The 22,961-nt window shown below is 44.0% G+C and carries 21 protein-coding genes; 7 read left to right on the top strand and 14 right to left on the bottom strand.

What is annotated here, in order from left to right:
• Window positions 1-9: 9 nt before the first annotated feature.
• From GL182_RS00720 to GL182_RS00710, 3 genes are all read right to left on the bottom strand, one after another.
• Window positions 10-2,871, bottom strand: a complete 2,862-nt coding sequence (locus GL182_RS00720; RefSeq protein WP_163377655.1) for a gliding motility-associated C-terminal domain-containing protein — start codon at window positions 2,869-2,871, stop codon at window positions 10-12.
• Between the two features lie 274 nt (window positions 2,872-3,145).
• Complete coding sequence (locus tag GL182_RS00715; protein ID WP_163377654.1) at window positions 3,146-4,693, bottom strand: LruC domain-containing protein; 1,548 nt, start codon at window positions 4,691-4,693, stop codon at window positions 3,146-3,148.
• A gap of 56 nt (window positions 4,694-4,749) precedes the next feature.
• Window positions 4,750-5,184, bottom strand: coding sequence for a hypothetical protein (locus GL182_RS00710; RefSeq protein WP_163377653.1), 435 nt, complete (start codon window positions 5,182-5,184; stop codon window positions 4,750-4,752).
• Window positions 5,185-5,675: 491 nt separating this feature from the next.
• Between GL182_RS00710 and GL182_RS00705 the strand changes: the two genes are divergently transcribed.
• Entirely contained in the window at window positions 5,676-6,821 is a 1,146-nt protein-coding gene (locus GL182_RS00705) for a PQQ-dependent sugar dehydrogenase (RefSeq protein WP_163377652.1), read from the top strand.
• Window positions 6,822-6,870: 49 nt separating this feature from the next.
• Here the strand turns inward: GL182_RS00705 and GL182_RS00700 are convergent, their stop codons facing one another.
• The 3 genes from GL182_RS00700 to bshC are packed head-to-tail and all read right to left on the bottom strand — an operon-like array spanning window position 6,871 to window position 9,514.
• Entirely contained in the window at window positions 6,871-7,362 is a 492-nt protein-coding gene (locus tag GL182_RS00700; RefSeq protein ID WP_163377651.1) for a hypothetical protein, read from the bottom strand.
• Window positions 7,363-7,383: 21 nt separating this feature from the next.
• Window positions 7,384-7,959, bottom strand: a complete 576-nt coding sequence (locus GL182_RS00695; RefSeq protein WP_163377650.1) for a 5-formyltetrahydrofolate cyclo-ligase — start codon at window positions 7,957-7,959, stop codon at window positions 7,384-7,386.
• Complete coding sequence (bshC, locus tag GL182_RS00690) at window positions 7,925-9,514, bottom strand: bacillithiol biosynthesis cysteine-adding enzyme BshC (protein ID WP_163377649.1); 1,590 nt, start codon at window positions 9,512-9,514, stop codon at window positions 7,925-7,927. Before bshC ends, GL182_RS00695 begins: the two co-directional genes overlap by 35 nt.
• 182 nt (window positions 9,515-9,696) lie before the next feature.
• On the opposite strand from bshC, the gene GL182_RS00685 reads away from it, so the two are divergent.
• From GL182_RS00685 to GL182_RS00660, 6 genes are all read left to right on the top strand, one after another.
• Entirely contained in the window at window positions 9,697-11,910 is a 2,214-nt protein-coding gene (locus GL182_RS00685; protein ID WP_410492700.1) for a heavy metal translocating P-type ATPase, read from the top strand.
• 7 nt (window positions 11,911-11,917) lie between these two features.
• Window positions 11,918-12,124: a heavy-metal-associated domain-containing protein gene (locus GL182_RS00680; RefSeq protein WP_163377648.1), complete on the top strand. Its 207-nt coding sequence runs from the start codon at window positions 11,918-11,920 to the stop codon at window positions 12,122-12,124.
• A gap of 48 nt (window positions 12,125-12,172) precedes the next feature.
• A complete protein-coding gene (locus GL182_RS00675) occupies window positions 12,173-13,411 on the top strand; it encodes a M16 family metallopeptidase (protein WP_163377647.1) in 1,239 nt (412 codons plus the stop codon).
• 46 nt (window positions 13,412-13,457) lie between these two features.
• Window positions 13,458-13,937: a 2-C-methyl-D-erythritol 2,4-cyclodiphosphate synthase gene (ispF, locus tag GL182_RS00670; protein WP_163377646.1), complete on the top strand. Its 480-nt coding sequence runs from the start codon at window positions 13,458-13,460 to the stop codon at window positions 13,935-13,937.
• Between the two features lie 10 nt (window positions 13,938-13,947).
• On the top strand, window positions 13,948-14,637 hold the full coding sequence (mnmD, locus tag GL182_RS00665; protein WP_163377645.1) for a tRNA (5-methylaminomethyl-2-thiouridine)(34)-methyltransferase MnmD: 690 nt from the start codon (window positions 13,948-13,950) through the stop codon (window positions 14,635-14,637).
• A gap of 104 nt (window positions 14,638-14,741) precedes the next feature.
• On the top strand, window positions 14,742-15,158 hold the full coding sequence (locus tag GL182_RS00660) for a hypothetical protein (protein WP_163377644.1): 417 nt from the start codon (window positions 14,742-14,744) through the stop codon (window positions 15,156-15,158).
• 55 nt (window positions 15,159-15,213) lie between these two features.
• Here GL182_RS00660 and GL182_RS00655 read toward each other — a convergent pair whose 3' ends face one another.
• From GL182_RS00655 to GL182_RS00620, 8 genes are all read right to left on the bottom strand, one after another.
• A complete protein-coding gene (locus tag GL182_RS00655; RefSeq protein ID WP_163377643.1) occupies window positions 15,214-15,615 on the bottom strand; it encodes a hypothetical protein in 402 nt (133 codons plus the stop codon).
• 121 nt (window positions 15,616-15,736) lie between these two features.
• Complete coding sequence (locus GL182_RS00650; protein ID WP_163377642.1) at window positions 15,737-16,744, bottom strand: adenosine kinase; 1,008 nt, start codon at window positions 16,742-16,744, stop codon at window positions 15,737-15,739.
• 49 nt (window positions 16,745-16,793) lie between these two features.
• On the bottom strand, window positions 16,794-17,204 hold the full coding sequence (locus tag GL182_RS00645; RefSeq protein ID WP_163377641.1) for a transmembrane 220 family protein: 411 nt from the start codon (window positions 17,202-17,204) through the stop codon (window positions 16,794-16,796).
• Window positions 17,205-17,251: 47 nt separating this feature from the next.
• On the bottom strand, window positions 17,252-18,619 hold the full coding sequence (locus tag GL182_RS00640; RefSeq protein ID WP_163377640.1) for an alkaline phosphatase family protein: 1,368 nt from the start codon (window positions 18,617-18,619) through the stop codon (window positions 17,252-17,254).
• Window positions 18,616-19,824 carry a metabolite traffic protein EboE gene (eboE, locus tag GL182_RS00635; RefSeq protein ID WP_163377639.1) on the bottom strand — a complete coding sequence of 403 codons (1,209 nt, stop codon included), beginning with the start codon at window positions 19,822-19,824 and terminating at the stop codon, window positions 18,616-18,618. The genes GL182_RS00640 and eboE overlap by 4 nt, the downstream gene beginning before the upstream one ends.
• Before the next feature lie 37 nt (window positions 19,825-19,861).
• Complete coding sequence (locus GL182_RS00630) at window positions 19,862-21,022, bottom strand: 3-dehydroquinate synthase (RefSeq protein ID WP_205603559.1); 1,161 nt, start codon at window positions 21,020-21,022, stop codon at window positions 19,862-19,864.
• 70 nt (window positions 21,023-21,092) lie between these two features.
• A complete protein-coding gene (gene eboC, locus GL182_RS00625; protein WP_163377638.1) occupies window positions 21,093-21,983 on the bottom strand; it encodes a UbiA-like protein EboC in 891 nt (296 codons plus the stop codon).
• A gap of 8 nt (window positions 21,984-21,991) precedes the next feature.
• A complete protein-coding gene (locus GL182_RS00620) occupies window positions 21,992-22,903 on the bottom strand; it encodes a TatD family hydrolase (RefSeq protein ID WP_205603558.1) in 912 nt (303 codons plus the stop codon).
• Between the last annotated feature and the right edge of the window lie 58 nt (window positions 22,904-22,961).

Below are 22,961 nucleotides of genomic sequence, written 5' to 3'. Positions count from 1 at the left end.
ACAAAATAATTATTTGACTACCTGAACCCATCCCTTATAAGTTTGGGCATCTCCCATACTGTCCGTAATGACCAATACGTAATAGTAAGATCCGGCATTGAGTCCGCCTGCGGCCCAATCATTCTGGTAATCGTCCGAAGCAAACACATGGTCACCATTTCTATTCAGAATGGTCAAACTGCTTTGAGTAAATCTTTCAATTCCCCTGATCTCAAAGGTATCATTCTTCCCATCTACCGCTCCCGGAGTGATGACATTGGGTATAAAGAAAGGATTCACCTGATTGGTATCACTCGCTTCCTGAACAAGGGAAACATTCTCCTGATCTTCAGGCACCTGCAAAGTCACTGTATTGGTAATCGCTCCGGTGCCGGTAGCTTGAACCCGGATCCGGAAAACCATCTCCTCACCTGCTCCAATGCTGCCAATGGTCCAACTTATCGTATTCCCTGAAACGGATGCCTCTGCATCTCCTGTAAAACCAAGATAGGTCAGACCTGAAGGCAAGGCATCATTTACCGTAATTCCCTCCCCTGGTCCCTCACCATTGTTTACGACCCGGATCTCATATTCAAATTCATTGCCCTCATAGATATCAATATCAAATGATGATTTGGTGATACTGATATCCACAGGCCTGGCCAGGATGCTAACCGGTACCGCCTGTGCCAAATTCTCGTATTCGCCAATACTGATTTCAGCAATATTGACCACCTGTCCCAAAGCTGATCCCATGACTTCCAAATTGATCATGAAAGCTTCTCCTGAGCCGATATTTTCAAGCAACCAAACATTATCCTCCGTCTGCGCAGGTACAGCTGATAAAAACATCAAGCCCTCAGGAAGTATATCCTCTATTCGAACGTTTTCCAGATCAAATGCTGAGTTGTTAGTCAATTGTAGGGTATAGGAGAGCATGCCTCCAACGGGAATCTCCGTTACATTAGGAACCTTTGATACTTCCAGCTGTATTGGCCTTACAGTAATGTTGACCACAGCGCGATCGCAAAATTGCCTGTCTGTATTTTCACAAATTTCATAAGTAAAGCTGTCCGAGCCGGAAAAGTTGACATCCGGGCTGTAAGTGACCGAACCATTCTCCTGCTGTTCAAGACTGCCATTCTCCGGATCTGTAATAATCACCAGGGTTTCAGGCAGCAACTCACCGGTATTGATAAAATCATTTTCAAGCAAATGGATATCCACAGGTTGGTTTTGGTTGGTCACGGACTCATCGTCATTGGCTTCCAACTGTATATCTAGCAGTGAAAACCTGATGGTTCCCTGATCCGAATTTCCTGGATTAATGATTTCTTTCAACTCATAAAGCAGTTCGTAGTTTCCGTTGGGCAGACCTTCGGGAATGGATAACGCTCCTTCAGGTGAAAGACTGATGCCTACTAATCCGTCAGCATCCAGCAAATCAACGACTACCCGATCCTCTCCAATAGGTTCTCCATTCAAAAGATCATTGGCTACCACGTCCCCAATTACACCGGCGCGGTTGAGATTCACATTACCAAAATTATCATCCACGGCTACCAACAGGGTTGGGGCTACTACAATACTTACCTCTGCCTGATCACATTTGCCAGGGTCTGCTGCATCACAAATCTGATACACCAGGTTGTAGCTACCTGAAGGAATACCTACGGCAATATCAATGGAGCCATCGGCTGTAAGTTCGATAAAATCCGGTGCATCATTGCTTACTGTGCTTAGATTAACATTCTCAATCAGAGCCGGTAGTCCGTTCAACATGTCATTGTCCAGTACATTCAACAAACTGTCCTGCGCAAAACTATCCTCCAACTCAGCGGCATCATCAAATGCCTCAGGTTTGTATTCGATAACTTCAATGGTCACTTCCGTCTGATCTGAATCACTGCCCGCACTGATTTCATAAATAAGTGTATAATCACCGGGTGCAGTATTGGGCGGGACATCTACTGTACCATCCGGGTTCAAGACAGCTGTACCCGCGGGAAAGTCTTCAATGATGTTGAGCTGCACATCTATGGGATTCAAAGGCAAACCATTGAGTTCATCATTGTCGAAAATATTCAGAACTGCCTCGCCGCCAAGTTCACTATTTACCCGCTCCGCTACATCCGGACTGGCAGAAATAGCGTTCACAAAAAACACGAGCTTTCCATCGGGTTCGTTTACAGCAATAATCCGTATCCCATAAATGGGTTCCCCGGACTCAAATATGCCCGGAGAAAAAAGGATCATTTCCTGTGCCTGTTCAGGGACATTTTCAACGTGATTGATTCCTGTTTGCCATTGAAACCCCCTAACTTCGATGACATTTGCCCCTTCAATGGGCTCTCCATCCCTACCCAGAGCAATAAAGTCAGTAGGTGAATTGCCATCTCGTTCTGTATAGAGGAGGTAACCGGAAGTTACTACAGGTCCATTGTACATCAAATCAACAAATTGTTCTCCCCTTGGAATAGAAGGCTGGGCATTGATGTCCCAGTAGGACCTGATATCAGGAGTGGAAACCACCGCTTCCAGATTTTCAATAAATGCGGCATCTCTGTGTGAAATGATGGTATTGTCGGACCGGACTATTTGAATGGCAGCAGGCCTGATTTCATTACTGCCTATGGCAGGGTTAGGATTGGTAACGGAAGGATTTCTTGTGGTCGCAAAAATGGTTCTTCCTTCCGCTGTCAAGATGGAACTGATCACCACCGGTGCATCTTCAGGGCTGGGGTTTTGGTTCCCTTCAGGAGAAGTTTGTATCAACTCTTCACCATTAATTAAATAGTTTACCTGTTCAATCGCTACATTGTTTTCCTCTCCGGTGACGGTGACAACCTGTGCCTTACCTGTAAAAACAATCAAAAAAAGCATTGCCATCATCGGCAGAAACCTATTAAAAAAAACAAGCTGCCTGTTTAAAGTTAAATATCCCATGAAATTTCTATTAAAAACCTGCTGTTATTCCTACGGTAAAAACACAAAATAAATAATTATAATGCTAAAATAGTCCTTTTATCCTAAAACCAAAAATAAATCTAAACTCTGACCATCAACAACATAATAATTGAAGCGTGGTTTATTAAAATGAGGAAGAAAATTCAGGCAGTGCCTAAGCCTACCTGAATTTTCTCTTCCTGAATATGACCACAATTGCTTACCTGTGGGTAGGTCGTGTGGGCCTGATGATAACATGTTCCGTTAAATTTGCATTCAGCAGGAGCTTATTATCCCGGTATCCACTCTTATTAACGTACCAGTCCGGATAAGCCGTTCCTCCGGAGGTTACCCATTCGAAAAATTGGGTATAACCTTTGGTGATCGGTTCCTTATTTACCATGTATGGAATACTTACGGATACATTCAGTCCCCAGGGTAAACCGTTTTCTTTATTCCTATAATAACTTTTCCCACCTGCTGTACTACCGTCTTCCTTGGTTCCAAAGAGGGATTGATCGGCATGCCTGGTTGGCCTTTTTCCAGGTAAGTGTACTTCAACAGCTCTGTTTTGATCTACTATCAAAAAGGGATTGAAGTTTTCCATTTCCAGGTCCTCCAGAGGGGTAGGACCTGCTTCAGTGGTTTCTCCATTTTCTTTCAGTGTCATTACAATGGTTTGCAATTTCACCTCCTGAAAACCAAATTTGGGGTCTGTATTGATACCCAATGCACCTTTTCCGGGATGTGTAAGAACCAAATCCACATCGTCAAAGGGAATAATGGTAGCGAACTCATTGCCTGCTTCCAATCCATTTTCAGTAAAAGTATGGATGCTTCCTGACTTGGTTTTTATTCCCTCTACCTTTATCACTTTCTCAGGAGCCAAACCAGTGAACTCTATTCCAAATCCATTGCTGAAACCGGCTCCCGCAGCTCTTGTTATAAGCTCTATCACAACCTCTACTACATCTCCCTCAGCATCTGTAATCCGATTGATCCTGTAGTCTACCACCAGATCATTAAAATCATAATCTCCTTTTGCAGGCCATAAATCTTCAAACATAAGCGTTCCATAGTCTGATCCAGATAAGTAATTATTGAAAGCCCTGTACTTGTCCTCCGGATAGGACTCCTCATCATCAGCCACTCCATCTCCATCAGCATCACTCTTTGGGCTAACTGGCAAACAACTCTCAGATGGGTCCGAAGCATATTCTCCTGGAATCACCAACTCATCCATCCCGATTCTGGCAGATCCTCCGGAACCCACAAAACTGATAAAAACCCTGACCGTTTCTCCAATATAATTCTCTGGAATACTTACAGCCACTTCGTGAACTTCAGTTTGACGGTTAATGGGATTGGGAAATTCAAAAGAGCCAATTTCAGCCACATCACCTTCACCTGTACTTTCATTGTCAGGGTCGTAAGCAATAATTTGTACCAGGATATTTCTATTGCCACCAGCATTGCCATCAAGCCTCGTTTTGAAAGTTACGTTTCCGTCTTCAAGCTTCAGCCAGGGAGATTTTATCCAGGTAGCGGTATTGGATTCGTTGGTAACCTGATTGGTCCTTAAACTATAATCGCCAGAAATTAGGGTCTCCCCGTTGTCACTAACAGTAACCGCTCCCATAGACCAGCAGGTAGCGAAATAGTTGTTTCTGTCTCCCAACTCAGCATCTATTTCCACGGTATGATCCTGTGCAAATAATGGATAGACCAAAAAGCTTAAAATATAAGTTAATATCGCTGTTTTTTTCATGATTTAAATTTTAAAAATTTTTAAAACAATTTCCTTTATGGATCTAAACCCCTCGGCTATGGCTCAACATCATCCTGTCCCATGTCTACGATAAAGTCAAATGAAACCTTGTTGTTGGTTACCTCGGCCTTTTTTTCCAAACTACCAAACCTCATGGTGACTTCCCTGATGTGTGCAGGCAAATCAAAAGCCATCTCAAAATCGGCTCCCATCTGCTGCACCCCTGCATAAAATTCGTTGCCATTTTCGGTTTCAAAAGTAAGGGTCCTGCTGATCGCAATATCCGCAGATAAGCCCTTTACTGAAACAAGTACCTTTTCTGACGTTTTCCAATCAAAGGCATTGGAAGCCTGTAGTGTCTCGATGGATTGCGTATTACCTGATCCCGCTGGTCCTTCTATGGGCTGATCTATGCAGGAGACCATAGTAATAACAGACAATCCAAATACTAACAATAATTTCAATCCGTTAAATTTTTTGCTGTTTTTCATTTTATTTGGTGTTAAAATCTTTCTCTTTCTTAATTCATGCTGCTGTTTAATACCTCTAAGATCCGAAATCTTATCAAGGCAAATGAAAATATTCGATGAACATAGTTTTTGGGCAGTTCAATTGAGATTTTGAAAGGTTAAATAGTTTGGTAGGCGTTGGTTTCCAGTGATAAAAGTAAAATAAATTACACCTGCATAAAAGATAAATATAAAAAATAAGTGAAATATGAAGTACAAAATTTTTTTATTAGTGTAAAACACAATATATTATTTACGTATTCATTGAAATAATGAATTTTGACGTTAATATCCTACCAAATGCATTTTATCCTTTCTGGATATTTATAGGGGTAGAAGCCTTGCTGGTAGCTGCAACGACTACAGGATAATGAAAGGTTAAATTACCAGCGGGTGAAATTTTAAACTCAGGCAAAGACCCGAAGAAATTACTGAAAAAATCGTATATTCGCACTTTATAAAACTAAATAATAATGAAAACAAAACTTATTAGTAATATTATTTTAATTTCAGCTGGCCTGATAGCAGCATGTCAGTCAGGAAAGGAAAAGCAGGCGGCCCCTGATCCCTTTGCCATAAGTTCTGAAAAGCTTTCTTTCAAGGTGGATACGCTGTATCAGGAATTGGAAAACCCATGGGGAATGACCTGGCTTTCAGATGGTACCATGCTGATTACAGAAAGGAAAGGTGAAATCCTGGTATTCAAAGATGATCAATACACAGGAGAAAAATTAGCAGGAGTGCCTGCTGTACATGAGGTAAATCAGGCAGGTTTGCTTGACATTCAAACCCATCCCAATCATGCGGACAATGGTTGGATTTACCTATCCTATGCCAAACCGGTGGAAGGTGGCGGAGCTACTGCCATCATGAGGGCCAAAGTTCAGGGAAATTCACTGGTCGAAAAGGAAGACTTGATCATCACCGCTCCTGCTGTAGAAGGTGGCAGACATTTTGGCAGCCGGATAGTTTTTGACAAAGACAATTACCTTTATTTTAGTAATGGTGAAAGAGGAAGCAATCCTGAAAATGCCCAAACATTGGAGAACTTCCATGGAAAAATCCATCGGATACATGATGATGGACGGGTCCCTGAAGACAATCCATTTGTCAACGAAACAGGGGCTGTAGCTTCTATCTGGACCTATGGCAACCGAAATCCTCAGGGCTTGGTCTATGACAAGGCCAATGATCGGATTTTTGGTATAGAACATGGTCCCAAGGGAGGAGATGAAATCAATATCCTTGAGAAAGGAAAAAATTACGGCTGGCCTGAAATCACCTATGGCATTGATTATGACGACAGCATTATCACCGAAGACACCGTGAAAGCGGGTATGGAGCAGCCCATTCATTTCTGGAGGCCATCCATTGCTCCCTGTGGTTCTATGATCGTCACCTCTGACCGATACCCTGAATGGAAAGGAAACTTATTGGTAGGTGCTCTCAAAAGCCAACATATAGCCCGGGTTGAACTAGCTGGTAACAACTATGCAAATGAAGAAAAATTATTGCAGGACATTGGCCGCGTAAGACATGTGGCCGAAAGCCCTGACGGATACATTTATGCTGTTACAGAGGGGACAGGTTTGTTGATCAAATTGGTCCCCCAGGAATAAAAAAAGATGATAAAAAACCGCTGAAGGGTTTTCAGCGGTTTTTCTTTTTTTAGAAGGTAAATCGGATAGAAAGAGCTACCTCATCCCCCCAGAAACCACCTCCATTGATGATATTAAAGGCGGGTTTATAATCCAGGGATAAGTTGATCGGTGCATCCTCAAACTTATAATCCAGACCGATGATCCCATCTATCCCTACAATGGTAGACCCCCTGTATCCGGAATCTGCCCAAGGTGGTGGAGGATTCCCACTATTCCAGCTCCCAATATGGGCACCACCACCGTAAAACCAACGCAAGCCCCTGACTTCTCGGATATTTTTGTGCACTTCATATAATCCGGTGATGACCAATCCCCTCCATCGGGTATGAAGTATTCCTTCCAGAGCTACATCGCTTTGGATAAAATGCTTGACCGTCAATCCATTGCTTACACCTGCTCTTAGCCCTATCCCTGTGGCATAGGTCTGGGCTTTGCTCTCATTTATCAGGGATAATCCCATAAGGAGGGCAAAAACTACAATCATCGATTTTTTTACCATAATACTGCTTTTTTAGAAAAACTATTGATTAAAAATTACAAATCCATCTGGAAACACACAAGCATTTAAGGGCACATCATGCGCATCTTTCGGCAAACTACCTTCAGGCTTGAAATAAGACAGCCCCACTTTGACCACCTCTTTTCTTAGCTGTGGAAAAAACCGGTCATAAAAACCCAAACCGTAACCTATTCTGTTACCTTCCGCATCTACTCCAAGTAGGGGTACAAATACCAAATCTATCAACTCCTCATTGGCATATTCAGGCTGTTCCGGAACCGGTATTCCCATCGGATCTTCCCGGAAAAATGTATTGGTGGAAAACCGCACCGTTTTTAGCCGATGCGCCGCCCTGTCCGTAATGGAACCATACACCTGATACCCACTATCAAAAAGCCTCTGCAATAATAATACCGTATTGATTTCATACAGTTTTTTGATGGGTAAAAATAAATGAATATGCTGTACTTCAGGAAAATGAGCTAGAAAAGCCAGGGCTTGGCTGGTAATTTTCTGAGAACGTAATTCCCGCTCACCTGCTCCCAGTGCTTCTCTATGGGTCTTAAAAGTCTTCCTTAGCTCTTTCTTCGCTTCCATCCTCCTGCAAAATTATGAAATTAAAATCCAAAGGATCAAATGTTTTGTAAAGCCCGTCAATAAAACTTTTATCCTTTAAATAAAATTCCAGAAAATTGACCTTTCTTTCCTGCAAGGTTCCGTTGGGAAACAAACCTTCTTTTATTTCAAATATCTGCCTGACAGCATCCTCTTGCTTGCGCTCCGCAGCTTTCCTGAATTTCACCCCCAACTGATTGATAATCTTATCAGTCCTGTTCAGTGCGGCCTTCACCGCATATATCAAAGTACTGTCCAGACCACCAGCCTTTTCTTCCAGGGACAAAAACAGGCTTTTCAGCTGTTCTTTTTCCTGCAATAATTTTAAATCTTCCTCTGAGTGCTCATAAACGTAATCAACCCTTAGCTTATCGACGGATAAAAAAAGCTCTTCGGGTTTGAAACCCAACTTTTTTATCTTTCGCTGGATTACCCTTGGAACGATCAAGGCAAAATTTCTCGGCAAAAGGAAAGGAAAATCGACCTTATAGTGGTCAAAAACTCCCTTCAGTTGAAACCAATAAGCAATTTCTGCCGGCCCTCCCAGGTAAGCCAAATTGGGAAGAACGACTTCCTGATATAAGGGACGCATGACTACATTAGGACTGAATTTTTCCGGATATTCTTCCAGCAGGGACTCCATCTCCTTTTCTGTCCATTCATCCTTCCCATCATGGGTCCTGAACAGACCTTGCTGGTGAATCAATCGTTCCCTTCTTCCTGGCTCCATGTAGAAAAAATTTATCTCTCTGGGGAATATCTGTGTAGGGTACCCGGCAGCTTGCAATGCCTCATTGCGCTGTTTGACCAGCTCATTGGCCTTTTGGGAATACAGATCATCCTTAATAATGGGCAAGAATGATTTTTTCAATGCCTTATCGTTGGCATCGAGAATCACCAAACCCTGATCGGCAAATAAATGGTGCACGTATTTTCTAACCGCTTCTTTCAGGCATTTGCTGTGGGTATAGGCTTCCCTAAAAAAATCGGGCAGAAAATCCCATTCCTGCATCAGTTGCTTAACAGACTTGTCCAATACAAAATCACCCACAGGCCCTTTCTGATCGGAATCCCAGCGATATTCCTTTCCGTCAAAATGAAAATGATTGATTTCTTCAAAATCATGGTCCTCAGAGGCCATCCAATAAACGGGCACAAAGTGACAATCTGGATAAGTCTCCTGTAGCTTTTTGGCCAATAAAAGGGTGGAAACTATTTTGTAGATAAAAAAAGAAGGCCCTGTCATCAGGTTCAATTGGTGCCCGGTGGTCACGGTAAAGGTATTGGGCTGCTTTAGTTTGTCAATATTGCTACTGACCCGGGAGGAATCAAAGCCAGTATATTGCTCCTTCAAAACCCTTACAAGGGTATTTCTCTTTTCCTGGTCAAAAGCCTTCTCTGCAATGGCTTTTTTGAAATGCCCCAGTTCCGGAAACTCCTGATAAAAGTGTTTTAATTCCTTTTTATGTTGAATATAGTCTAAAAATAAAGTTGAAAACAAACCGGTACAGGCCGGGTCTATGGTAGATTTTAACATTGAAAGTGAATTTTAAACTTTTATACCTGAAGTTTTTCGTGTTCAAAAACCTGGATAATAAGGCTAAAGTTCAACATTTTTATCGATTTATTGGAAATCACCTTGTACATTTTTTTAAAAATTATATAACAGGTAACTACCTATTCCTTGTAATTTTGGACTGAAATTCAGATGATCGCATAATGATGAAAACCATAGAAGTTCCGGTATCGGGAATGAGCTGCGCAGCTTGTGCAGTAAGTGTAGAATCCACATTGAAGCAAACCCCAGGCATTCAATCAGCCCAAGTCAATTATGCCACCCAGTCAGCCACCCTGGTCCTGGATGAAGCCAAAACGGATCTAAATCAGGCCAAAAAAAACGTACATGAAATTGGTTATGAATTGTTGATAGAACTTCACGAAAAGGAAAATGTAGAGGAACTTCAGAAATTGGCTCACCGGCAACTCCGTAAAAACACCATTGCGGCCGGAATTCTGGCCTTTCCAGTTTTTATCATTGGCATGTTCTGGATGAGCCTGCCCTATGGCAATTGGATCATGTGGGTCCTGACAACTCCCGTCCTATTCATTTTTGGAAGGACTTTCTTCATCAACGCCTATAAGCAGAGCAAAGCCAAAAAAGCCAACATGGACACGCTGGTAGCTCTCAGTACCGGCATTGCCTATGGTTACAGTACATTCAATACCTTCTTCCCCCAATGGCTGGAAGCCAGGGGTCTGGATCCCCATGTTTATTTCGAAACAGCGGCTGTAATCGTGTTTTTTATCCTATTGGGTCGCATGCTGGAGTCCGGGGCAAAAGCAGGTACCTCTGAGGCTTTAAAAAAATTGATCGGCCTACAACCAAAAGAATTGACTCTTGTCAAAGATGGAAAAGAAATGCTGGTGCCGGTAAGCGAAGCAGGAACCGGAGACATCGTATTGGTAAAACCTGGACAGAAAATCCCTCTGGATGGCATGGTGACAGAAGGAGAATCTTTTGTGGATGAAAGCATGCTTAGTGGAGAGCCCATACCTGTTACAAAACAACCTGGCGACGAGGTTTTTGCAGGCACCATCAACCAAAAAGGGAGCTTTCAGTTCAGTGTCTCGAAAACAGCCGCTGACACCTTATTGGCTTCTATCATTACCCGCGTTAAACAGGCTCAGGGAAGCAAGGCCCCCATTCAGAAAATGGTGGACAAAGTGACTGCGGTATTTGTGCCTGCGGTTTTGGTGGTTGCCCTCATCACCTTTCTGGTTTGGGCCTTCAGCGGCATTGATGATGCCGCACTGAGAGGCATGCTTTCCGCCATTACAGTGCTGGTCATTGCCTGTCCCTGTGCTTTGGGCCTTGCTACGCCTACTGCCATCATGGTGGGTATTGGTAAAGCTGCCTCCATGGGCATTCTGATCAAAGACGCTGAAAGCCTGGAAACCGGCAAGAAAACGGATGTGCTGCTCCTTGACAAGACCGGTACCATCACCATGGGAAAGCCAAAAGTAAAAGAAGTAATCTGGCAAAAGGAGGTGGATGATAATAAGTTACAGTCCGTTTTCCAGGCCCTGGAATCAAGGAGTGAACATCCTTTGGCAACAGCCATCGCCCAGCATTTCAATCCCTCCAAATCCGGATTGCCATTTACAAACTTTCAGTCCGCTACCGGAAAAGGGGTGCAGGCTGTTCATGAAGGAATCACTTACCGCATCGGCACATTGAAATGGCTGAAATCAGAGGGTATAATGGTGCAGGAGTCATTCATTCAGGCCGGAGAAAAAATGCTGGAAAATGGGGACATTGTAGTCTATATGGCTGAAGAAAAAATCCTGGTAGGAATGGTAGGCATTGCCGACCAGGTCAGGGAAGACTCCCGGGAGGCCATTGCCAGCATTCAGAAAATGGGCATAGCAGTACACATGCTAACGGGAGACCAGGAAAAAACGGCTGCGGCAGTGGCTGCAGCAGTGGGGATCAAAAAATTTCAAAGCGGCATGCTCCCTCAAGACAAGGGGAAATACATTCAAGCCCTCAAGAAGCAGGGCCATGTGGTCGCCATGGCAGGAGATGGCATCAATGACAGTGAGGCCCTGGTTTTGGCAGACCTGGGCATTGCCATGGGTGCAGGTACTGACATTGCCATGGAAACAGCAAAAGCCACCCTGATGCATTCCAGCTTGATGGACATACCAAAACTCCTTCAACTAAGTAAGGATACCGTGAGTACCATCAGGCAAAACCTTTTCTGGGCTTTTATTTACAATGTCATCGGCATTCCCCTTGCAGCAGGCGTATTGTACCCCGTCTCCGGATTTCTGCTTAACCCCATGATTGCAGGTGCGGCGATGGCTTTAAGTTCCGTATCAGTGGTAAGTAACAGCTTGAGATTAAAATTCAAAAATCAAACAAAAATATAATACAACTATGGAAAATTCCATCAAACTAAAGACCAACGTCAAATGTGCTGCTTGTGTGGCAACTATCAAACCAGCCATGGACAGCCTGCCGGCTGAGCACTGGGAAGTAGACCTAAAATCACCAGACCGCATCCTGACAGTGCAGGGAAATGTAGACACCGAAGCCATCAAAATGGCCCTTGAAAAATCTGGCTATAAAGGAGAATCTATCTGATCGAATAGCAGAAAAGGTAGGGGAATTGATTACTTTTGACCCATTGTTATGATCAACTATAAGGAATTTGTATTAGACAATGGCTTACAGGTTTTAGTGCATGAAGACCCTTCCTCTGAAATGGCCGTTGTCAACCTGCTTTACAAAGTGGGCTCAAGAAATGAAAAAACGGGCAAAACCGGACTGGCCCATTATTTTGAGCACCTCATGTTTTCGGGGTCGCAAAATATTCCAGCATTTGACAGTGCCTTGGAAAGGGCAGGAGGTTCAAGCAATGCGTTCACCAATACGGACATCACCAATTACTACATTACCCTACCGGCTGTGAATCTGGAAACAGCCTTATGGCTGGAGTCTGACCGCATGCTGCAGCTCAGCTTGCAAGACAAGCATATCCATACGCAGAAACAGGTGGTCATCGAGGAGTTTAAACAAAGATACCTGAACCAACCGTATGGGGATGCCATGCACCATTTGCGTAGCCTGGCCTTCGAACAACACCCCTATCGCTGGCCCACGATCGGGGAAAAGATAGCGGATATAGAACAATTCGAAAAAATTGACCTGGTGGATTTTTACCAAAATCATTACACCCCGGATAATGCTGTACTCTGTATTGCCGGAAAGGTGAATTTTGAGGATGTTCGTAGGCGGGTAGACCATTGGTTTGGGGAGATTCCAAGAGGGGCACAGGCAAAGGAGGCTCCGGTTTCAGAACCCTTGCAAAAAAAGAAAAAAAGCAAACAGGTTTTTGGAAATGTCCCCACAGAAGCCTTGTATAAAGTATACCGCATTCCAGGCAGGTTGGAAGAAGGCTTTTTATCCTGCGATCTCATTACAGATGTATTGAGCTTTGGCAGGTCAGCTGTTTTGGAGCAAAAACTGGTAAAGAACGATGCCATTTTTGCCAGTTGTCAGGCCTATGTGTTGGGAAATATTGATCCGGGTCTTTTGGTAGTCACCGGAAAACTGGAAAAAGGAGTAGCGGCAGAAGAAGGAGAAATAGCCCTTGAAAAGGTTTTAGAAGATTTCAAAAAGCGAGCCATTCCGGATCAGGTTTTGCAAAAAATAAAAAATCAGACTGAGGCCATGAAAACCTATGAATCTGTATCTTTATTGGGAAGGGCCATGAGGCTTGCCTATTACGCTTATTTGGGAAACACTTCCCTGATCAATGATGAATATGACAGAAAAATGGAAATTTCAGGGGAACAAATCCAACAGGCAGCCATGACCTACCTGGATAATGATGTTTCCTCTGTGGTTTACTACAAATGCCAGGCGTAAAGGGTTTAAAACAAAAACTAATTATAAAATTCAAAAAGCTTGACCTATGAGTACATTCCGTGTGGGATTCGGATATGATGTGCACCAACTGAAAAAAGGAGCAGCATTTTGGCTGGGCGGTATCCAGGTGCCGCATGAAAAAGGGGCTACTGGACATTCCGATGCCGATGTGGTCATACATGTAATCTGTGATGCGCTGCTCGGGGCTGCCAATCTCCGGGACATTGGTTATCACTTTTCCGATCAGGACCCTCAATACAAAGGAATTGACAGCAAATTACTTTTGAAAAGGGTCATGGAGCTGTTGGAGGACAATGGATTTCAGCTGGGTAACCTGGATGTTACCCTTTGCCTTCAACAACCTAAAATCAATCCATTCATACCGGACATGAAAGTCTGCCTGGCCGGTGTCATGAAAGTAGCAGAAAGCAAGATTTCCATCAAGGCCACCACCACCGAAAGACTTGGGTTTGTAGGTAGGGAGGAAGGAGTATCTGCCTACTGCGTGGCCCTGATCCATCAGTAATAAAAGAACAATGACAAATAAAGGACCTAAAATCATTACCACAGAAGACGGTTCACATTCTGTTTATCTCCCTGACATCAATGAGAGCTACCATTCCTCCCATGGAGCCTACAGAGAATCTATCCATGTTTTTTTACTTTATGGGCTGGAAGCCTGGTATGCCAGAAACCGGGGGAAATTTCCCATCAGAATTTTTGAGGTGGGCTTTGGTACCGGATTAAATGCCTGGCTGACATTGATTTGGGCAGAACAAAACCAGGTACCGGTACTGTACCATACCATAGAACCCTTTCCCCTCTCTGCGGATATTTACAATGAACTCAATTTTACGCAAATGGATGAAACCCTGACACACTACAACGGGTATTTCAAGCGGCTGCACCAAATGGATTGGGATTCAGGAAAGCCTATGACAGATTATTTCAATATCAAAAAAGACAAAATAAGCCTACAGGAAGTTAAATTGTATCCTGCCGATATTGTGTACTTTGATGCCTTTTCTCCTAAAAAACAACCTGAATTATGGGAGCATGCCTTGCTTCAAAAGATTCATGAGCGCATGAATCCGCAAGGGGTTTTTGTCACCTATTGCGCAGCAGGGCATCTCAAAAAAAATCTGGTATCTTTGGAAATGACTTTGGATGAGGTTCCCGGCCCTCCCGGAAAAAAAGAAATGACCCGGGCATGGAAAAAAAATTAAATAAGGTAATTTTTCAACTATTCCTATTGTGCTCGATAGGACCCTTAGGCTGCAACCCAAAAAAGGAAGCGAAAACTTCCGGAAATAATACAACAGAAGAGGTTATGGCTCAGAATAGCAAACCTTCAGCGAACCAAAACGGGTGGGTAGCAGAAAAGGATGGGGACAGTACCAGACAAAAACACCTGGAAGGCAAAATCACCTTATTTGAAAGCCTATTGGTTAACAAAGAAAGGATTTACAATAAATTTTATCCACAAGTACAGGATGCATTCCTTTTTGAGGACAAATTCTATTTAAAGGCCCGGTTTCCATTGGGCTTTAGTGGCAAAATCGAATTTACTTTTCCGGAATACCCTGATTATGTACTCACCAAAATCGGTGAACAAGCCTACCAAATAGTTATCAATAACGCATTGGACCTAAACCGCGTGGTTTTTGATTTACAATATCTTCCATCCGAAAAGGACAGCCTGGTACACACCGACTATTGCTTTACACATGTGGTGTACGGGGAATAAAAAAGGGGCGGAAATATTCCCACCCCTGGACTCTCATACAATCGTTTTTGCTAAATCAGCCCTTTTCAGATACCTTCTTAATGACGATACCAGGCATGCCGTTTCTAACAAAATAATTTCCTGTTACCTCCACATTAGCAGCTGCGAGTTCCTTTAAAGATTGATACGGGCTTGCATTCTTGTGGTCTTCTACCAGGAGGTAGACTTTGCCATCTGATCCAAGCAAACCAATAGGCATGCCATTGGCCATGCATTTTTCGGCACAACCTTTATGTCCTTCTCCTTTGGCACCACTAGCCATAAAGCAGGAAAGATCCAAAACTTCTCCGCTAACACTTATTTCTTCTCCGTCCCCTTCTTTTTCAAAAGCATCGACCTGGAAGAAAACGAAACAGCCTATGGCCAACAATAGCAGGCCATAGCGAAATGAACTTTTTGAATTTGCGTGACTTGTCATGATAAAATGGTTTGGGTTTACGAATTTGCAAATCAATTTATCTATTAATGACTACAATAGCAACTTTTTCAGGAATATAGCGGGTACATGACTACCTTAAACATATTCGTTTAATTCATTCTTATGTCTGTTTCGGGCTGAGCCTATCCAGAATTTCTCCGGCCTCCTTCCAGTTAAGGCGGGGACCAAATTGACTGACTATTTTGGATGAAGCCATGCTGGCCAGCTTCCCACTGGAAGCATAAGAATGGCCGTTGGTGATCCCATATAGAAAGGCCCCGGCAAACATGTCGCCGGCACCATTGCTGTCCACGGCTACTGTGGGATAAGGCTCTATGTCTATAAAGGTATCACCATCATAAATCATTGCACCATTTTTCCCCTGGGTAATGACAAAATGCCTGGCCAGCTTTTTCATGGCTTCCCTGGCTTCAGACAAATTGTCCTTGCCGGTATAGATCATGGCCTCTTCTTCATTGGCAAAGAGCAAATCAACCCCTGAACCAATCACTTCCTTAAAACTTTCTCCAAAATATTTCACCATGGCCGGATCAGAAAAGGTAAGGGCTATTTTGACACCATTCTCCTCTGCCACTTTCCTGGCCCGAATCATGGCCTCCTTCGCATCAGGAGAGGTAATCAAATATCCTTCAATGTAAAGGTACTTGGAATCTTTGATGGCTTGTTCGTTCAGCTGGGCAGTACCAAAGGTTTGGGTAATTCCTAAAAAGGTATTCATGGTTCGCTCTGCATCTGCCGTCACCATCACCAAACACTTCCCGGTGATTCCTTTCTCCAACTGGTAGGGATCCAGGTTGTGATTGACTCCGGACTCCCGGAGATCATCCATGAAAAACCTACCCAGCTCATCATCGCCTACCTTGCAGCAATAGTACGCCTCCCCTCCAAATTGGCTCAAGGCAATGATGGTATTGGCAGCAGAGCCCCCACACTGAAGCTTGGAGGTTTTGGTATTGATGGTAGCCATGAGGGTACTTTGTCGCTCCTCGTCTACCAGGGTCATAACCCCTTTTTCTATCCCGTTCTTTTCTAAAAAAGCATCGCTAATTTCAAATTCAATATCCACGAGGGCATTTCCTATACCCGTTACATCATATTTTTTTACCATTACATCATTTTAAGAAATTTACCAGGCTTCGAGTAAAGCCTATAAATAATTAAATACCTGCATTTTCTTTAGATCTATCCCGGTTTTCCAACAAGCGTTTCCTTCTGCCGATGATGGCTTCCAAGGCAAATACTACAGCTGCTACTACCAAACCAAAAAATTCCCTATTGGTTTCCATGCCCTGTGTTTTCATGGAAAGGTCTTTTTGTTCCCATTCCTGACCTATCCAGGAAAAAATACCCTCTGGCCAGAAGAAAACGGCCGCTATCAGGTAAGTAAAGGTAAAAATTACCAGGATATTCACATTGAATTTACCAAAAAATGCGAACCCCGCCGTGACCGCCGCAATCAAATAGACCGGCACCCACCATTCAGGGTCCGGATCATTGATCTGCCAAAAGGCAAACAACAAAAACAACAGGGAACTGATACCGAAAAACGTTTTCCAACCTTTGGTCATAATGTTACTAAATTAAGGATTTTAAGCAAAAAAGCAGCAGGACAAACTCATTTTTCCATCACCTGATCGTATATCAGGGAAAAAATCGCTGTCGGTTCAACATTTCCCTGGGTCTCACCAGGAGTAACCAAAACTGGCCAATCAAGCTCGCTTTCGCTAACCCTTCCATGAGAACCTTTAACCAGGGAAGCATCCAGAGGAATGACATCCATCAAATACCTGAAGCCCAGCTTTTTCTTCAACAGGGTCCAACCCAATTTGGCCTTTAAAAATTTGATGTCCGGATTGGCAAACATTTCTACCGGGTCATAACCGGGCTTCCGGTGAATATCCACTGTCCGCGCATAGTCAGGCGCCTTTTGGTCGTCCAGCCAATAATAATAAGTAAACCAGGAATCCTTGTCTGCTACTGCCACCAGGTCTCCAGCCCTTTCATGATTCAGGTGATAGGATTCCTTTTCGTCCCTATCCAAAACCATTTCCACACCGGGGATTTCCTGGACCAAGGCTTTTACGGTTTCTTTTTCTGCTGGATCATTGATGTAAATATGGGCGATCTGATGGTCTGAAACGGCAAATGCCTTGCTCGTCCCGGCATCCAGGGTTTCCAATCCCAACTCCTGCTTCACTTGTATGTAACCGGCCTTTCTGAGGGCCCGGTTGATGTGTATGGGTTGGCTCACTGAGGTGATGGCATATTCGGAAAGCAGGATGACCTCTGCCCCCTGATTTTCATAATAATTAATCAACCGCTCACACAAGGCATCAATTTCCTTCAGTTCCTTACCGATATGGTCAAAATCAATTCCGTATTTTTGCAAGCTGTAGTCCAGGTGCGGAAGGTAAATGAAAGTAAGGGTGGGATCATGCCATTCGTCTACCTTCATGGAGGCTTCTGCAATCCACCTGGAGGAGGCAATGTTGGCGTTTGGACCCCAGAAAGAAAAAAGAGGGAACTGGCCCAGCTCCTTTTGTAAACGGTCCCGCAAATCCATGGGCTGACTGTGGATATCCGGTAGCTTTCTGCCATCTGAAGGGTATAAAGGCCTTGGCGTAACGGCATAATCGACCGTAGAATACATGTTGTACCACCAAAACATGTTGGCACAAGTAAAATTGGGATCCTCAGCCTTCAGCGCATCCCAGACCTTGGGAGATTGTACCAAATGATTGGACTGCCTCCAAAATTTAATTTCACATTCATCCTTAAAATACCAACCATTACCGACAATCCCGTTTTCCTGAGGCCACTTACCTGTCAAATAAACAGATTGGGAGGAACAAGTGACAGCAGGAAGTACCGGTTTGATGGCAGATTGCTTGCGCTTTCCTATCCATTGGCTCAGGAAGGGCGTGTGCTCCCCGAGCACCCTACCAGAAAGTGCCACGACATTTAGTACTACAGTTTTTTTCATTTGATATGTTTTTTCACCCATTCCAACTCTCTTATAATGGACTGGTCAAGGGATAAATGGATATCTTCCGGCAAGACCTCCCAGGTATAGGTTTCTACTTCCAGCTGACTGGTAAAGTGGTGTTGTCCGTTCAGATCCAAAACGGCCAGAATATCCTCCTGGGTGGATTGAAGGGTGCCATAGTTAGGCAAAAATACCGGAACGTGAAAATGTATGCGCCACTCCTTTTCCCGGGTATCGGCCAGGCCCAGCAGGGCATCCGGCAGGTCGGGGTAGGCGGTCAGTTTTTCGCCAGCTGATTTACCTATTACCTGGTGCAGATAGGTGGATTCTACAAAGGGCAACAAGGCCTTTTCCACCATCTTCCTTTCGCTGATCTCCTCTGGAATCGCTATTTTTAAAGCCGCACTCAGCTGGAACTTTCCAATTTTAATGCCTTCTTTTTTGAAATTATCCAATACGGTCTGATGATCTTCATAAGCTACAGCAAAGTGGCATACATCATAACAAACCCGCACATGATCCAGGATAATTCCCCTGGCTTCCCCGGGAGAAACACCGTGCATTTTGGTCAGCAGCGGAATGCCTTGCGGAAGCAGCCAATTTTCGAAAAAGGCCTGCAGCCCGGAGGAATTCTCAATCATTCCATCGGGTTCCGGCTCTATATCCAGGTGCAGGATTTGATTCTTTTCCAACTTAAGCTGGTACAGCCGGTCCACCACTTCCATGATATGGGTGCAGGATTTTTGCAAAACTTCATTCCTGGCTGCTTCACTTTTATGCCAATGTTTGTAACTCAAAGGGGAAGTAGAAATTCCGGCATCCATATCATCCGGCATGATGGCGGAAAGGATATCAAATAAGCGAAGGGTATATTCTTTTCTGGCACTGCTGGACCAATCCGGATGATGTACTTCATCCTTGACCACTTGCCTGTGAAAACCACCGTATGGAAAACCGTTTAGGGTAAATACATAGCAATTGTGGGCATCAAGCCAGGAAGTAAGTATTTCCAATTCATTATTGGCTACCAGTTCCTTGCTGGCCTCATCCGATATTCTGAGACCAATGGCAAAGGGCTTATCAGGAGCAAGTTCAGCTTTTATCTTAAGTACATGGTTTTTCAGGTTGTTGAAAGTAGCCTCCCAGCTTTCTCCTGGATGTATGTTGGTACAATAAGTAAGGTGATAATCTTCAATTTGCATGGTCCGGTATTTCCTTTAAAATTTGTAAAAGAGCTGATCAGGCTTTTTGATAGGCCACCTGTAGTTGGTTTAATTTTTCTACTGCCTTGAAAATTAATGCAGGATCCATCTGATGGACCTCCACCCCACTACCAATTTTATCCAGCAGCATGATGGTCAATTCCCCACCCAGGTGCTCCCGGAATTCATTCAATCCCCTTAATAGCGCATCCCCTGACAATTCGGGCACATACAAATCAAACCCCAACTTAATGATGAGATCCAAAACTCTGTTCAACTCATTCTCCGAAATCATGCCAGCAAGGAAAGAATAGGTAGTATCCAATGCGATACCTATAGCTACTGCCTCACCGTGCCGGATTTTGTAGTCACTCAGGTGTTCCAATTTATGTGCCGCCCAATGTCCAAAATCCAGGGGCCTGGATGAACCTGTTTCAAAAGGATCCCCGGAAGCAATGTGATCCAGGTGCATTTGGGCACAACGATAGATTAATTCTGTCATGGAGTGATGGCTTTTGTCCATCAAATCGACTGCCTGTTCTTCTATCCATACGAAAAAAGAGGCGTCCTTAATCAAGGCTACTTTAAGGGCTTCAGAAATACCTGAACGCCAATCCCTTTCTTCAAGGGTTTGAAGAAACTCCGGGTCGTTGATCACAGCAAAAGGAGGCGCAAAGGTGCCCAGGTAATTTTTCTTTCCGTAAGCATTGATACCATTTTTGACCCCTACCCCTGAATCATTTTGTGATAGAACAGTAGTCGGAATGCGAATATGCCTGATCCCTCTGTGGGCTACGGCAGCTGCAAAACCAACCATATCCAATAAAGCTCCTCCGCCTATTCCAATGATATAGGAGTGCCGGTCGATGCCATAGGTATGGGTGGCTTTCAAAACCTCCTGGAAATACTTTTGATCGTTTTTTACCTGCTCCCCTCCGGGAACCACCAATGGTTCTGCGCACAAAGTAAAGGAGGTTGTATTCGCCTGAGCATATGATTCAATAGCCGTAATCAGATGGGGATGATGTTGGACAACACCTTCGTCCAGAACAAAATAAACCTTGGGAATTTTATCCCCTTTGACAAGGTCAGCAAAAAGCTGATTTTCTGGTGAAAACAAACTTTTGGTAAAAAACACCTTGTACCTGAAAGGAACATTAAAAGCCTGCTCAATCGATTGATGTGCCAATTTTTTCATTTTTATTTTGACAGTTCCCAAGAACTTTTCATTTCAATATAAATAAGTAATAAAACCCTGTTTTGGTTCACTAGGTGACAGCAAATGCCTTGGCCAGTAAAAGGGAAAGGGGCAGTAATAGCAAGATCGCCAAAGCCACCATCCAACCCGCAAAGGCAGCTGCCAGGGCGGCATTAACGATAATCAATGCCAATACAGCTGCCTTAACCGATTTTCCAATCAAGGCCGGCTCCTGATACCTTATTGCCTTGAGCAATGGTGGAAAAATGAAAGCAGCCAGCAATACCAGGAATGGCAAACTTTCCCACCAGTGGTCATTGTACAAATAAGCTACTCCAAAAATAAACACAATGATGCAGCCGTAAATAAATGCACCTCCTTGCAGGGCACTCAAGTTTTTACCGTGCACTTCCCCCCGACTTACCATGGTAATGGCAGCGACATAAAATAGTGGTATAAAGGCAATAAACCAGAATTCTCCCCATGCCCCCTGAACCAAACTCATGCCCAACAATAAATTTCCTGCCCGGCAAAGACCCATATTTATTGGGCCTATAAAGGATTGGTGTTTTCCCCAGGCATCATATACGACTGCCAGGACCCCCACCGAAAACGCCAGAAATGCAGATTGATCACTGACCTGCCAGGCAGCCAATACTCCTACCAAAAGCAGCAAAAAGGCCATCAGACCAGCACTTTTTACGCTGGCTTTCCCACTGGGAATGGGACGCTCCGGGCGTTCCACCTTATCCAGCTCCGCATCAAAAACATCATTGAAAGCAACCCCTCCACCGTAAAGTCCTATAGTAGACAATACCAACCAACCGATTTTGCTCCAGTCTACCTCAGGACTGAAAAGGATCAATCCGCCAGAAATGGCAGCTCCGGCCAAAATATCGGCAATCGCCGTTACAATATTGGCAGGCCTGGTGAGTCTGAGGTGTGCAGTGATTACCGACATCAAACAGACTAATTCTCTATGATATTGGAGGAATCGTTATCTACCCGCGGCTTTTGCCCTCCTCTCAAAACTGTATTACCCCCGTGCTTTTTGGTTTGATCAATGGGCTCTTTTTCCAGCCAGTCTTTTTCTTCCATTTGACCACTTTGCCCGTAAGCCTCTAAGGCATTCCCATAACAGGTCATCTGTATGTGCGCTTCCGGAATCCCTTTCTCCTTCATCAAGGCAGCTGTTTTGGGAACGGCCAGTGGATCGCTGATACCCCAATCAGCAGCACTGTCCACAATGATTCTTTCCGGACCATATTGCCGGACTATTTCTACCATCCGCTCGCTTCCCATTTTGGTGTGAGGGTAAATGGTAAATGCCGCCCAATAACCCCTATCGAGTACTTCTTTGACCGTTTCTTCATTATTGTGGTCAACAATGACCATTTTTGGGTCCAGGCCATGCTCTTCACTCACATCCATACTGCGGACCGTACCTTTCCTTTTATCCCTGTGAGGGGTGTGGATCATTACCGGTAAGTCAACTTCCTTGGCCAACTCCAGTTGCAAGCGGTAAAACTTGTCTTCAGCAGGAGTCTGGTCATCGTAACCGATCTCTCCAATGGCCACCACTCCTTCCTTGCCCACATACAGGGGCAGGAGCTCCATCACCTCTTCAGCGAGGGCCTCATTATTGGCCTCTTTGGAATTCAAGCCAATGGTGCAATAGTGGACGATCCCGAACTGCTTGGCCCTGAATCTTTCCCAACCTACCAGACTACTGAAATAATCCTGAAAACTACCTACTTTAGTCCTCGGCTGACCCAGCCAGAAAGCCGGTTCTATCACAGCTACAATGCCTGCTTTTTGCATGGCTTCATAGTCATCTGTTGTCCTGGATGTCACATGTATGTGTGGATCGATATACATCATAATGAATCAAATTTACCTGCTAACCTAAACTTTTTTATATGCAAATCATAGCAATAAC

Origin of the sequence: Cyclobacterium sp. SYSU L10401, from assembly GCF_010993705.1 — a bacterium.
Lineage (GTDB): Bacteria > Bacteroidota > Bacteroidia > Cytophagales > Cyclobacteriaceae > Cyclobacterium.
Note: the sequence above shows the minus strand (reverse complement) of the source record. Positions and strands in the feature narration are given on the sequence as shown.